A 12,259-nucleotide genomic window follows, 5' to 3' on the forward strand; every position below is an offset into this window, starting at 1 on the left:
GCAGGTCTAGAATTTTTCTTTCGAGACCTTCATCCAAAGGAGTCATGTAATGAGAAAGTCCGTCCTGCTCGCCTCACTGATCGCCGCTGCTGCATTGACTGCTTGCGGCAAGAAGGAGGAATCCGCGCCGGCCGTCGTCACCCCGCCGCCTGCCGCCGTCACGCCGGCACCCGCACCTCCGCCTCCACCGGCAGCAGCACCTGCTGCGCCCGATACGTCGGCCACGACGCCTGCACCGTCGCCCGGCTCGCAGTCGGCACTCGATGCGGCCAATGCCGCCACCGAGGCGGCCAAGAAGAAAGAGGAAGCACCCAAGCAGTAGGGCTGCAGCACATGCTCAAAGGCCGCCTTCGGGCGGCCTTTTTCATGGTGCGCCCAGCATGGGCGCCCTCCCGGAGGTGCAAGTCCTCCCGTAAGTTGATCACAGCGAACGAAGCGAAGCGCAACTGCATGAGGGCGACTGATTGTGGGAAGGAAGCGTGGAGCGAAGCTGCGAGCCGATGGACAAGAACCGGATAGAAGGCGGTGCCGAGCAGGGCGAGCGGGCCATGAACCGCGAAGCTCTCGTGATCAAGGCGAGGCGGCGTAGATCCGGCGGTTGTGCAGCGAAGGAGTGCGTTCTTACCTGGGGAGATCTCGCCTTGCGCCTGAAAGGGCGACCGTGTCGAACGGGAGCGAGAAGTCAGCAGAGGTCGTAGTAGCCGGAGTTGCGGGGCTGAAGAGGCCGGAAGTCAAACGGCGAAGGACCGAACGAGAGCAAGTGTTGAGCAAGACGTCGATGTCCGAGGCCATGCGTCAGATGCCCGCGCAAGCGGGGCGGGCGGGAGTCGCGCGCGGTGAAGCCGCGTGTCAACCCGCCAGCGACGAAGCCGAGGGCCCGCGACGTGAAGCGACAGACACGGGGTCAGCGCTGCTGCAAGCGGCGCTGACGAGAGACAACCTGCAGCGCGCGCTCAAGCGGGTGCGGGCCAACAAGGGCGCCGCCGGTGTGGACGGACTGGACATTGACCAGACCGTCGAGCATCTGGTGACGGCCTGGCCGGGCATCCGGGGGCAACTGCTGCGGGGCCAGTACCGGCCCAGTCCGGTACGGCGGGTGGAGATCCCCAAGCCTGACGGAGGCCAGCGCGAGCTGGGCATCCCGACGGTGGTGGATCGGCTGATCCAGCAGGCGCTGCTGCAGGTGCTGCAACCGATTCTGGACCCCACCTTCAGCGAGCACAGCTACGGCTTCAGGCCGGGACGGCGCGCCCAGGACGCGGTATTGGCCGCGCAGGCGTACGCGCAGTCCGGGCGCAGGGTCGTGGTGGATGTGGACCTGGAGAAATTCTTCGACCGGGTCAACCACGACATCTTGATCGATCGCCTGCAAAGACGCATTGCCGACGTCGGAGTCATCCGGCTGGTACGGGCGTACCTGGACAGCGGAATCATGGATGGCGGGGTGGTACAGGAGCGGCATCAGGGCACACCGCAAGGTGGGCCGCTGTCGCCGTTGCTGGCCAACGTGCTGCTCGACGAAGTGGACAAGGAACTGGAACGCCGGGGCCACTGCTTCGCGCGCTACGCCGATGACTGCAACGTGTACGTGCGCAGTCGTCGGGCGGGCGAGCGGGTGATGGCGCTGCTGCGGCGGCTGTATGACAAGCTGCGCTTGAAGGTCAACGAGACCAAGAGTGCGGTCGCCAGTGCGTTCGGGCGCAAGTTCCTGGGCTACGACCTGTGGTTGGCCCCGCGAGGCGAGGTCAAACGCGGGGTGGCGGCCAAGCCGCTGACGACGTTCAAGCAGCGTGTGAGGGAACTCACGGGCCGCTCGGGCGGGCGCAGCATGGCGCAAGTGGTGCAGGGGCTGCGCCCCTACCTGCTGGGCTGGAAGGCGTACTTCGGGCTGGCGCAAACACCCAAGGTCTGGCGCGAGCTCGACGAGTGGCTGCGCCACCGACTGCGCGCGCTTCAGCTCAAGCAGTGGAAGCGCGGCGCGACGATGTACCGGGAACTGCGCGCCCTGGGCGCAAGTCCCGGGGTGGCGCAACGCGTGGCGGCCAACAACCGCCGCTGGTGGCGCAATAGCGCCAAGCTGCTCAACAGCGTGCTGAACATCGCCTGGTTTGATCGCTCGGGACTACCCCGACTCTCATGACCCAAAACTCTCGAACCGCCCGGTGCGGACCCGCATGCCGGGTGGTGTGGGAGGGGCACAGTCTATGAAGACTGCCCCCTATCCCGATTGCGCCCAGCATGGGCGCACTCCTGCGGGTGTAAGTCCCGCCGTAAGTTGATCACGACGAGCGAAGCGAAGCGCAACCGCAGGAGGGTGACCGATTGTGGGAAGGAAGCGCGGAGCGTAAATCATGAGCCGATGGACAAGAACCAGATATGAGGCGCTGCCGAGCGGGGCGAGCGGGCATGAATCCGCGAAGCTCTCGTGATCAAGGCTCAGGCGGCGTAAATCTGGCGGTTGTGTGATGAAGGAGTGCGTTCTTACCTGGGGAGATCTCGCCTCGTGCCTGAAAGGGCGACGGGCCTGCCCGGAGCGAGAAGTCAGCAGAGGCCATAGTAGTCGGGTGATCCGGCGAAGGGCCGAACGAGAAGGACAGTGACGAGGCATGTCGACCGGTAGTGCATGGCATCAGAAGTCCGCGCAAGCGGAGCGACCGACGCGAGGGCGAGGTGAAGCCACGCCTGAGCGGGGGCGCGATGAAGCACAGCTGTCGCGGCATGATCAAACGCACTGGGGGCCAGATGACCTGCTGGAGCAGGCGCTGGCAAAGCACAACATGGCTGCGGCGTGGAAACGCGTCAAAGCCAACAAGGGGAGCGCCGGCGTCGATGGACGCACGGTGTGGTGGTGGACGTGGACTTGGAGAAATTCTTCGATCGCGTGAACCACGACATCCTGATGGATTCGCTTGCGTGCCATCCAACTGAAGTTCTGGTGTCGGGGCCCGACCATGTACCGTGAACTGCGCGCCTTGGGCGCCAGCCGCGATGTGGCAGCCCAGATCGCCGGGAACTCTCGCCGCTGGTGGCACAACAGCGCACTCGGCCTGAACCGGGTGCTCACCATCGCATACTTCGACGGCCTCGGAGTTCCCCGCCTATGCTGACCTCAACTTCTCGAACCGCCCGGTGCGGACCCGCATGCCGGGTGGTGTGGGAGGGGTCCGGTCTTTGTTGACCGGCCCCTATCCCGATTGCCTAGAGATCGAGCCAGGGCGAGCCCTCTGCGGCGTTCGCCGTCAGCATCTCGTCCTCGCCGGCGCCGAGTGCTTCGGCCATCGCGCGCCGCACGATCTCGGGCCGGTTGTTCTGTTCGCTCAGGTGGGCTGCCAGAACGTGGCGCAGTCCGCCGTGATGCACGGCACGCGCAATGGCTGCCGCGGCGGCGTTGGACAAGTGGCCGTAGTTGCCGCCGACGCGCAGCTTCAGGAAGGGCGGATAGGCCGAGCCGGCCAGCATGTCGCTGTCGTGATTGAACTCGATCAGCAGCGCGTCGAGCCCCATCAAGCGGGCCAGCACGTGCGGTGTCGCGTGCCCGAGGTCGGTCAGCACGCCGAGGCTGCGCGCGCCATCGGTGCAGCGCAGCTGCAGCGGCTCACGGGCATCGTGCGGAACGGTGAAGGGCTGGACCACGATGTCGCCGACTTCGATGTCAGCGCCGTCGCGCGCCAGACCCAGGCGGCCTTCGAAATCGCGCCCGCCGGTGGCGAGCCAGGTGCCCTCGCTCATCCAGACCTGCAGCCGCTCGCGGCGCGACAGCGCGTGTGCGCAGCCGATGTGGTCGCCATGCTCGTGCGTGACGAAGACCGCGTCGATGTCGCAGGCCGCGAGGCCTGCGCGTGCCAGCCGCGCGTCGAGCTGCCGCAGCCCGAAGCCGCAGTCGATCAGGAGCCTCGATGTGCGGCCGCCGCTCGTCGCCTCGACCAGCGTGGCATTGCCCGTGCTGCCGCTGCCCAGACTGCGGAAGCGCAGCATTCGAGAAGACCTACTTCAGGTCGTCCGCGATGACCTGCACGATGCGTTGTGCATTCGCCGAGGTTTCGGGCGCGCCGCTTTCGTTGAGTACCGCCACCGTGCTGGCATCGCCCTGGCCCTTGACCATGATGCGGTACTTGAGCGGCGCCTCGGCCTTGCCCGAGCTGCTGAACAGCTTGCCGAAGAAGCCGGGCTCCTTCTTGTCCGGGTTGGGCGCCACGTAGCGCACGAAGTAGGTGCCGGCGCTGCGGTCGCGGTCTTCGACCGTGAAGCCGGTGCGGTCCAGCGCGAGGCCGACGCGGCGCCATGCCCGCTCGAAGTTTTCGTTGATCTGCACCACCGGCTGGCCACCGACGTTGGCGACGCTGGCGGTGCGCGCGGGTGCGCTGGTCGCGGCGAGCAGCTTCGACTGCTCCTGCGAAACGCCCAGCTTCACCATCAGGCGGCGCAGGAATTCGGTTTCGAGCTCGGGGTCGGTGGCGCGCGGCTGCCAGACCGTCTGGTCCTTGCGCGCGGTGTTGTAGACCTCTTCCATGCCGCGGTGGCTCACGAAGATCTCGGTGCCGTTGGGCGTGCGCTCGAGGCGGGTGCGGAAGCGATCGAGTTCGCCGGTGGAATAGACCGAATCGACCAGCTTGCCGAGCGTGCCGCGGATGACGTCCTGCGGCAGCTTTGCACGGTTCTCGGCCCAGTCGGTCTCCATGATGCCGAGGTTGCGCTGATCGGTGGTGAGCAGGAAGCCGTTCTCCTGCCAGAAGTCGCGCACCGGCTCCCAGAGCTGGTCGGGCGAGCGGTTGACGACGATCCAGCGCTGCGAACCCGAGCGCTCCATGCGAACGTCGCCGATGTTGCCGACGGCCGTCGGGATGCTGGGCGCGTTGGCAATGCCGGCCTGGTAGCCGCTGGCCGTCACCGCGCCGCCGGGCACCGCGTAGCGGTTTTCGCGCGAGAGCTGCGTGAGGTCGGGCGGCACTTCGAGCGTGGGTGCCTTGCCGGCGCTCTTGTAATCGATCTTGTCGCTCTCGAGGACCGAGCAGGCGGCGAGGCTGGCGATCAGGGCCAGCAGTGCGAATCGCGAAATGGTTTTCAACGTCGTCTTCCTTGTGGAATGTTTAGCTCAATCGATGGGCAGCAGCGTCCCGCTGTGTCAGAGCGCCGGCTGCGCAAAAGGTTGCCGGCGTTCGCGAAGGGCGGTGCGGATGGAATCAGTCCTTGAGCAAGCCGCTGGCGCGCAGCGCGGACTCGACCACCGGACGGCTCGCTTCGGCGAGCTCGGTGAGCGGCAGGCGCAGTGCACCGCCGCACAGGCCGAGCCGGGCCATGGCCCACTTGACCGGGATCGGATTCGGTTCGACGAACAGATGGCGATGCAGCGGCATCAGCTCGAACTGGATCTGCATCGCGCGCCGGGTGTCGCCGGCGATCGCGGCCATGCAAAGCTCATGCATCTTGCGCGGCGCCACGTTGGCCGTGACGCTGATGTTGCCCTGGCCGCCGCACAGCATCAGCGCGACGGCGGTCGGATCGTCGCCCGAATAGACCGCGAAATTCTTCGGCAGATCGCGGATCAGCCACTGCGCGCGTTCGATGTTGCCGGTGGCTTCCTTGATGCCGACGATGCCGGGCACCTGCGCCAGGCGCAGCACGGTGTCGTGCGCCATATCGGCCACCGTGCGGCCGGGCACGTTGTAGAGCACGATAGGCAGATCGCCCACGGCCTCGGCGATCGCCTTGAAGTGCAGGTACTGGCCTTCCTGCGTCGGCTTGTTGTAGTAGGGCACCACCTGCAATTGCGAGTCGGCGCCCACGCCCTTGGCGAACCTGGCGAGTTCGATCGCTTCCTTGGTGGAATTGGCGCCGCAGCCGGCCATCACGGGAACGCGGCCCTTGGCCTGTTCGACCGCGACGCGGATGATCTCGCAGTGCTCCTCGACGTCGACCGTCGGCGACTCGCCGGTGGTGCCGACCACGCCGAGGCAATCGGTGCCTTCGTCGATGTGCCAGTCGATCAGCCGGCGCAGGGCGGGATAGTCGACACTGCCGTCGTCATGCATCGGCGTGACGAGCGCGACGATGCTGCCTGTCAGTTGCTCCAAGGGGGTCTCTTTTGTCGGTGGACGAAAAGCAGACATTCTACTAACTGGCGGCGGGCCCTCGGAGCGGGTAGCGCGGCGGCGTTCCGGGCGAGTGGATGGCGGGCCGGACGGCCGCGATCCGCTGCATGAAGCGCTCCGGCTGTGCCAGGAAGCCATCCTCGTAAGCCACGACCCGCAGGCCCGCGCAGGCGCCGAGCAGTTCGCCCGGCTGCAGCAGGAAATCGGGCCGCGAGGGCCTGCCCACGGTCTCGTTGCCCGCGGCGAAGGTTTCGTAGAGCAGCACGCCGCCGGGCGCGACCGCGGCGACGATCTCGGGCAGGCGCGGCCGCCAGAGGTAGTTGGTGACGATCACCGCCCCGAATACCCGGCCGCCAAGGGGCCAGGGCCCGGACTCGATGTCGGCCAGCACAGCCTGCCCGAACTCGGCCGCCGAAGCGATGGCTTCCGGCGACCGGTCCACGCCCGTCACCGGATGCCCGCGCTCAGCGAACCAGCGCATGTGCCGCCCCGCGCCGCAGGCCACGTCGAGCACGCCGGCGCCGGGCGCCAGCAGGTGCGACCAGCCCACGATCCAGGGGGAGGGCGGGAGGTCGTGGCTCAGAAGCAGGCCCAGATCTGGTCCACCAGCGTCACGAGGAAGCCGGGGCGCGTGTAAAGCGCGAACACGCCCAGCAGTGCCAGCACCGCCGCGCCCAGCCAGCCGGCTTGCACGAGGTGATGGCGTGTGTTGGGGCGCATGGCGAAGGATCTCAGGCCGGCTGAGGAACCGGGCGCGCGATCGCGCCTTCCTTGACCGGCAGGTTGACCAGCGCCGCGAACACGCCGAGCGCGATTGCGAGGTACCAGACGATGTCGTAGCTGCCGGTGCTGTCGTAGAGATAGCCGCCGAGCCAGACGCCGAGGAAGGAGCCGACCTGGTGGCTCAGGAACACGAAGCCGCCCAGCATCGACAGGTGCGCCACGCCGAAGATCTGGGCCACGATGCCGCTGGTCAGCGGCACGGTCGACAACCACAGGAAGCCCATCACGCTCGCGAACACGTACACCGTGAGCGGCGTGATCGGCGTCAGCAGGAAGATCGCGATCGCCGCCGCACGGCTGAAGTAGATGGCGGCCAGCAGCTTGCGCTTGGCCAGCCGGGCCCCGAGCGAGCCTGCGACGTAGGTGCCGAAGACATTGAACAGCCCGACCAGCGCCAGCGCATAGCTCGCCACCTCGGGCGACAGCCCCTTGTCGCGCAGGTAGCTCGGCATGTGCACGCCGACGAACGCCAACTGGAAGCCGCAGACGAAATAGCCCGCCATCAGCAGCACGAAGCTCGGGTACTTGAAGGCCTCGTGCACCGCCTGCAGGATGGTCTGGTCGCGGTGCGCGACGGCTGCGTGGCCGACACGCGGCTCGCGCAGGCCGAAAGCGAGCGGCACGATCAGGAGCACCATGAGCGCCAGCACCAGCAGGGCCGTGTGCCAGCCGAAGCCCGCGATCAGGTGGCCCTCGACCGGCACCATGAGGAACTGCCCGAAGGAGCCGGCCGCGGCGGCCACCCCCATGGCCCAGGAGCGCCGCTCCACTGGAATCTGGCGGCCGATCACGCCGTAGATCACGGCGTAGGTGGTGCCGGCCTGCGCGGCGCCGATCAGCACGCCGGCCGTCAGCGCGAAGAGCAGCGGCGTGGGCGAGAGCGCCATGCCCGCGAGGCCCAGGGCGTAGAACACCGCGCCCATCACCAGCACGCGAAAGGCGCCCAGCTTGTCGGCCAGCATGCCGGCGAAGACGCCGATGACGCCCCAGGACAGGTTCTGGATCGCGATCGCGAGCGAGAAGCCTTGGCGCGACCAGCCCTGTTCCTGCGTGATCGGCTGCAGCCAGAGGCCGAAGCCGTGGCGGATGCCCATGGAGAGGGTGACGATCATGGCGCCGCAAAACAGGACTTGCTTGAGCGACAGCGGCTTGAGGGTGGAATTCATTCCAGGCAATGTATCCAAAGCCGGAGCAGCCGCATGGCACGGCGGCGACGGGGATTGTTGATATTTTCGGGCCGCGCTGATGCGGCGGCGGCATCAGAGGGCTTCTGTATGTCCATACAGGGTTTTCGCCGGGCCACGCATACAATCCGCCCCCATGGCGACCCTCAGCAAGACTCCCCCGGCCTATTCGGAAGGCTCGATCCGCGTTCTCAAGGGCCTCGAGCCCGTCAAGCAGCGACCGGGCATGTACACCCGAACGGACAACCCGCTGCACATCATCCAGGAAGTGCTGGACAACGCCGCCGACGAGGCGCTCGCGGGCTACGGCAAGAAGATCAAGGTCACGCTGCACGCGGACGGCTCGGTCAGCGTCGAGGACGACGGCCGCGGCATCCCCTTCGGCCTGCATCCGGAAGAAAAGGCGCCGGTGGTCGAACTGGTGTTCACCCGGCTGCACGCGGGCGGCAAGTTCGACAAGGGCTCGGGCGGTGCCTACAGCTTCTCGGGCGGCCTGCACGGCGTGGGCGTGTCGGTGACCAATGCGCTGTCGGTGCGGCTCGAGGTCCAATCCTTTCGCGAAGGCAAGGCAGCGCAGCTCGCGTTCTCCGGCGGCGACGTGATCGAGCCGTTGGTGGTGCGCGCCAACGACGGCGGCGACCGCAAGCAGGGCACCACGGTGCGCGCCTGGCCGGACGCCAAGTACTTCGAATCGCCCCAGCTTCCGATCCATGAGCTGACCCATCTGCTGCGCAGCAAGGCCGTGCTGATGCCGGGCGTCACCGTCACGCTGGTGGTCGAGAAGACCAAGGAAACGCAGCAGTGGCTCTACAAGGGCGGTCTGCGCGACTACCTGATGCAGGAGCTCAACGGCGACCCGGTGATCCCGCTGTTCGAAGGCGCGGGCCATGCCGACAAGAACGCCGACAACTTCGCCGAGGGCGAGGGCGCCGAGTGGTGCGTCGCCTTCACCGAGGAAGGCCAGCCGGTGCGTGAGAGCTACGTCAACCTCATTCCCACCAGCGCCGGCGGCACGCACGAGAGCGGTCTGCGCGACGGCCTGTTCAACGCGGTCAAGAGCTTCATCGAACTGCATTCGCTGCTGCCCAAGGGCGTGAAGCTGCTGCCCGAAGACGTGTTCGCGCGCGCCTCGTACGTGCTCTCGGCCAAGGTGCTCGATCCGCAGTTCCAGGGCCAGATCAAGGAGCGGCTCAATTCGCGCGACGCCGTGCGGCTGGTGTCCAGCTTCGTGCGGCCGGCGCTGGAGCTGTGGCTCAACCAGCACGTCGATTACGGCAGGAAGCTCGCCGAGCTGGCCATCAAGGCCGCGCAGACACGCCAGAAGGCCGGCCAGAAGGTCGAGAAGCGCAAGGGTTCGGGCGTGGCCGTGCTGCCCGGCAAGCTGACCGACTGCGAGAGCAAGGACATCGCCCACAACGAGGTGTTCCTGGTCGAGGGCGATTCGGCCGGCGGCAGCGCCAAGATGGGCCGCGACAAGGAAAGCCAGGCCATCCTGCCGCTGCGCGGCAAGGTGCTCAACACCTGGGAAGTGGAGCGCGACCGCCTCTTCGCCAACACCGAAATCCATGACATCTCGGTCGCGATCGGCATCGATCCGCACGGCCCCGAGGACACGCCCGACATGTCGGGCCTGCGCTACGGCAAGGTCTGCATCCTGAGCGATGCCGACGTCGACGGCTCGCACATCCAGGTGCTGCTCCTGACGCTGTTCTTCCGCCATTTCCCGAAACTGATCGAAACCGGTCACGTGTATGTCGCCAAGCCGCCGCTCTTCCGCGTCGACGCGCCGGCGCGCGGCAAGAAGCCGGCCTCGAAGGTCTACGCGCTTGACGAGGGCGAACTGGTCGCCATCCTCGACAAGCTGCGCAAGGACGGCGTGCGCGAAGGCGCCTGGAGCATCAGCCGCTTCAAGGGCCTGGGCGAAATGAGCGCCGAGCAGCTGTGGGAGACGACCCTCAACCCCGACACGCGGCGACTGCTGCAGGTGCGCCTGGGCCGCTTCGACGTCTCGGGCACGCAGGGCGAGATCACCAAGCTGATGGGCAAGGGCGAGGCCGCGGCGCGACGCGAGTTGATGGAGCTGCGGGCCGACGATGTCGAGGTCGATGTTTGAGCGCGTGACGCAGTAGGCGTTCGCGCCGAAAATGCGTCTCTGACCCCCATGCGCACCCTTGGCCGTTTCCTCCCATTGCTGCTGGCCCTGCTGCTGTCGACGACGCAGCCGCTCGCGCACGCGGCTGACATCTTTGGCTACGTCGACGAGCGGGGCGTCGCGCATTTCGCGCCCGAAAAGCTCGACGAGCGCTACCAGCTGTTCTTCCGCGGCGGCCAGAGCTTCGACACGGCGGACGGCATCGGTCCGCTTTTGCGCGGACGCGCCGGCAGGATCGACGGCAAGGTGCCGCGCGCCTCGCAGACCCTGCTCGCGCTGTTCGAGGCCTCGCCCAGCTACAAGCCCGCGCAGGGAGCGTTGCGCGAAGCCGCCAGGCGCCATGCGATCGACTACGAACTGCTGCAGGCCCTGATCGCCACCGAGTCGGGCTTCGATGCGCAGGCCGTGTCGCCCAAGGGCGCGCTCGGCCTCATGCAATTGATGCCGGCCACCGCGCAGCGCTACGGCGTGCAGGCCGACAAGCGCGGCTCGCTCGAGAAGAAGCTGTTCGACCCGCGCATCAACATCGCTGCCGGCTCGCGCTACCTGAGCGACCTGATCGAGATGTTCCCCGGCGACATCGAGCTCGCGCTTGCGGCCTACAACGCGGGCGAGGGCGCGGTGCAGCGCGCCGGCAACAAGATACCGAACTACCGCGAGACGCAGAACTACGTGAAGACGGTGCTGCAGCTCTACGCCTATCTCAAGCCTTCGGCGGCCGCAGGCCGCGGCGGCAAGGCGCCGGGGCGCGTGCGCATGGAACTTGCGCCGCCGCGCGGCGGTGCGCTGGGCCGCGGCAACATGCCGCCGGATTCGCGGGGCGTGCCCGCGATGCCTTCGCTGCCCGAGCCGCCGCAGGGGCTGCGGCTCGATCCCGCCCTGTCCTGAAGCTCGATGCAGCGCCGAAACTTCGTTCTCGCCACCGCGCTGGCCGCCACGACCGGTGCGGCGCGCGCGCAGCACCATCTGCCCGTGGCCCCGTCCTCGGCCGAACCCTACGCCAGGCTGCAGGGCGGCGTGCCGCACCACATGACGCCGGAGCAGGAGGCACAGCGCGTCACCGACAGCCCGGCGCCGGCCGGCGCGCCGGGCCGCTGGGTGCCGCGCGCGGCCCTGCCGATCCCGCGCAGCGAGATGGCCTGGGCCACGGCCGCGCAAGGCCGCATGCACGTGGTCGGCGGCTACGGCGAAGGCGCGGTCAACCGCGACTACCACCACATCTACGATCCGGCCGCCGACCGCTGGCTCGACGGCGCGCCGCTGCCGCGCGGCGCCAACCACGTCGCGGTGGCGGCCGAGGGCGGGCGCGTCTATGCCCTCGGCGGCTTCGTCGAGCAGAACCGGCGCTCGGACACCAACGCCTACGTCTATGAGATTGCGGCCAACCGCTGGACCGCCATCGCGCCGCTGCCGCGCCCGCGAGGCGCCGCGGCCGCTGTGGTGCAGGGTGGCGCCATCCACCTGATCGGCGGCGCGTCCGAGCCCGCGGCCGAACGCGCCAGCGTGGGCTGGCACGAGGTCTACGACCCCCAGGCCGACCGCTGGTCCTCGCGCAAACCGCTGCCCGGCGCGCGCGACCATGTGGGCTGCATTGCGCACAACGGCCAGATCCACGTGATCGGCGGGCGCTTCAACACCTTCGAATACAACACCGAACTGCACCACGTCTACCTGCCGGCGCGCGACACCTGGGAGTTGCGCGCGCCGCTGCCCACCGCGCGCTCGGGCCATGGCCTGGTGGTCTATCGCGGCCGCCTCTATGCCATGGGCGGCGAGGGCGGCTTCCTGGCCGGCGGCGTGCCGCGCCTGGCCAAGGTCTTCGGCCAGATGGAAAGCTACGATCCGGTGGCCGACAGCTGGCAGCGCCATGCGCCCATGCCCACGCCGCGCCATGCGGTGGGCGCGGCCGTGATCGGCGACTGGATCTACGTCGCGGGCGGCGGCGCGGTGCTGGGCGGCAGCGTGCAATCGGCGGTGCACGAGGCATTCACACTGGGCTGAGCGCGCTCGCACGCGACGGCCTGCAACTCTTTTTTTCTTCTCTCTTTTCT

The 12,259-nt window shown here is 67.9% G+C and carries 11 protein-coding genes and 1 pseudogene; 6 read left to right on the forward strand and 6 right to left on the reverse strand.

The genetic code is table 11. The features are described 5' to 3' along the window. The first annotated feature begins 49 nt into the window (after positions 1–49). The 3 genes and pseudogenes from ACSQ9I_RS11090 to ACSQ9I_RS11100 all read left to right on the forward strand — a co-directional run. Positions 50–322: a hypothetical protein gene (locus tag ACSQ9I_RS11090; protein ID WP_436313201.1), complete on the forward strand. Its 273-nt coding sequence runs from the start codon at positions 50–52 to the stop codon at positions 320–322. 456 nt (positions 323–778) lie between these two features. Beyond that, complete coding sequence (ltrA, locus tag ACSQ9I_RS11095; protein ID WP_436315738.1) at positions 779–2,140, forward strand: group II intron reverse transcriptase/maturase; 1,362 nt, start codon at positions 779–781, stop codon at positions 2,138–2,140. A gap of 766 nt (positions 2,141–2,906) precedes the next feature. Further along, a pseudogene (locus ACSQ9I_RS11100) lies at positions 2,907–3,107 on the forward strand (group II intron reverse transcriptase/maturase); the annotation flags it as partial. A gap of 91 nt (positions 3,108–3,198) precedes the next feature. Here the strand turns inward: ACSQ9I_RS11100 and ACSQ9I_RS11105 are convergent. The 6 genes from ACSQ9I_RS11105 to ACSQ9I_RS11130 all read right to left on the reverse strand — a co-directional run bounded on the left by ACSQ9I_RS11105 (position 3,199) and on the right by ACSQ9I_RS11130 (position 8,038). After that, positions 3,199–3,975: an MBL fold metallo-hydrolase gene (locus ACSQ9I_RS11105; RefSeq protein ID WP_093102575.1), complete on the reverse strand. Its 777-nt coding sequence runs from the start codon at positions 3,973–3,975 to the stop codon at positions 3,199–3,201. 10 nt (positions 3,976–3,985) lie between these two features. Next, positions 3,986–5,065, reverse strand: coding sequence for an outer membrane protein assembly factor BamC (gene bamC / locus ACSQ9I_RS11110; RefSeq protein WP_093102577.1), 1,080 nt, complete (start codon positions 5,063–5,065; stop codon positions 3,986–3,988). A gap of 115 nt (positions 5,066–5,180) precedes the next feature. Continuing rightward, entirely contained in the window at positions 5,181–6,107 is a 927-nt protein-coding gene (dapA, locus tag ACSQ9I_RS11115) for a 4-hydroxy-tetrahydrodipicolinate synthase (protein ID WP_436313202.1), read from the reverse strand. A 4-nt stretch (positions 6,108–6,111) separates the two neighbouring features. Continuing rightward, positions 6,112–6,639, reverse strand: a complete 528-nt coding sequence (locus ACSQ9I_RS11120; protein ID WP_436313203.1) for a class I SAM-dependent methyltransferase — start codon at positions 6,637–6,639, stop codon at positions 6,112–6,114. Between the two features lie 29 nt (positions 6,640–6,668). Continuing rightward, on the reverse strand, positions 6,669–6,809 hold the full coding sequence (locus ACSQ9I_RS11125) for a hypothetical protein (RefSeq protein WP_170855468.1): 141 nt from the start codon (positions 6,807–6,809) through the stop codon (positions 6,669–6,671). A gap of 11 nt (positions 6,810–6,820) precedes the next feature. Further along, entirely contained in the window at positions 6,821–8,038 is a 1,218-nt protein-coding gene (locus ACSQ9I_RS11130) for an MFS transporter (protein WP_436313204.1), read from the reverse strand. 154 nt (positions 8,039–8,192) lie between these two features. On the opposite strand from ACSQ9I_RS11130, the gene ACSQ9I_RS11135 reads away from it, so the two are divergent. Genes ACSQ9I_RS11135 through ACSQ9I_RS11145 form a run of 3 tightly spaced genes read left to right on the forward strand, consistent with a single transcriptional unit; the run spans position 8,193 to position 12,209 of the window. After that, a complete protein-coding gene (locus ACSQ9I_RS11135) occupies positions 8,193–10,169 on the forward strand; it encodes a DNA topoisomerase IV subunit B (protein ID WP_436313205.1) in 1,977 nt (658 codons plus the stop codon). A gap of 48 nt (positions 10,170–10,217) precedes the next feature. Next, positions 10,218–11,096: a lytic transglycosylase domain-containing protein gene (locus ACSQ9I_RS11140; protein WP_436313206.1), complete on the forward strand. Its 879-nt coding sequence runs from the start codon at positions 10,218–10,220 to the stop codon at positions 11,094–11,096. A 6-nt stretch (positions 11,097–11,102) separates the two neighbouring features. Beyond that, positions 11,103–12,209 (forward strand): Kelch repeat-containing protein, encoded by a 1,107-nt coding sequence (locus ACSQ9I_RS11145; protein ID WP_436303585.1) that lies wholly within the window; start codon positions 11,103–11,105, stop codon positions 12,207–12,209. Positions 12,210–12,259 lie beyond the last annotated feature (50 nt).

The sequence above is a fragment of the Variovorax sp. LjRoot84 genome (assembly GCF_964254305.1).
Taxonomy (GTDB): Bacteria; Pseudomonadota; Gammaproteobacteria; order Burkholderiales; family Burkholderiaceae_C; genus Variovorax.

Excerpts from the sequence above, each read along its gene's own strand:
- dapA (WP_436313202.1), bottom strand. The coding sequence starts at position 6,107 with ATGTCTGCTTTTCGTCCACCGACAAAAGAGACCCCCTTGGAGCAACTG.
- ACSQ9I_RS11105 (WP_093102575.1), bottom strand. The coding sequence starts at position 3,975 with ATGCTGCGCTTCCGCAGTCTGGGCAGCGGCAGCACGGGCAATGCCACG.
- ltrA (WP_436315738.1), top strand. The coding sequence starts at position 779 with ATGTCCGAGGCCATGCGTCAGATGCCCGCGCAAGCGGGGCGGGCGGGA.
- ACSQ9I_RS11135 (WP_436313205.1), top strand. The coding sequence starts at position 8,193 with ATGGCGACCCTCAGCAAGACTCCCCCGGCCTATTCGGAAGGCTCGATC.
- ACSQ9I_RS11090 (WP_436313201.1), top strand. The coding sequence starts at position 50 with ATGAGAAAGTCCGTCCTGCTCGCCTCACTGATCGCCGCTGCTGCATTG.
- ACSQ9I_RS11130 (WP_436313204.1), bottom strand. The coding sequence starts at position 8,038 with ATGAATTCCACCCTCAAGCCGCTGTCGCTCAAGCAAGTCCTGTTTTGC.
- ACSQ9I_RS11145 (WP_436303585.1), top strand. The coding sequence starts at position 11,103 with ATGCAGCGCCGAAACTTCGTTCTCGCCACCGCGCTGGCCGCCACGACC.
- ACSQ9I_RS11125 (WP_170855468.1), bottom strand. The coding sequence starts at position 6,809 with ATGCGCCCCAACACACGCCATCACCTCGTGCAAGCCGGCTGGCTGGGC.
- ACSQ9I_RS11140 (WP_436313206.1), top strand. The coding sequence starts at position 10,218 with ATGCGCACCCTTGGCCGTTTCCTCCCATTGCTGCTGGCCCTGCTGCTG.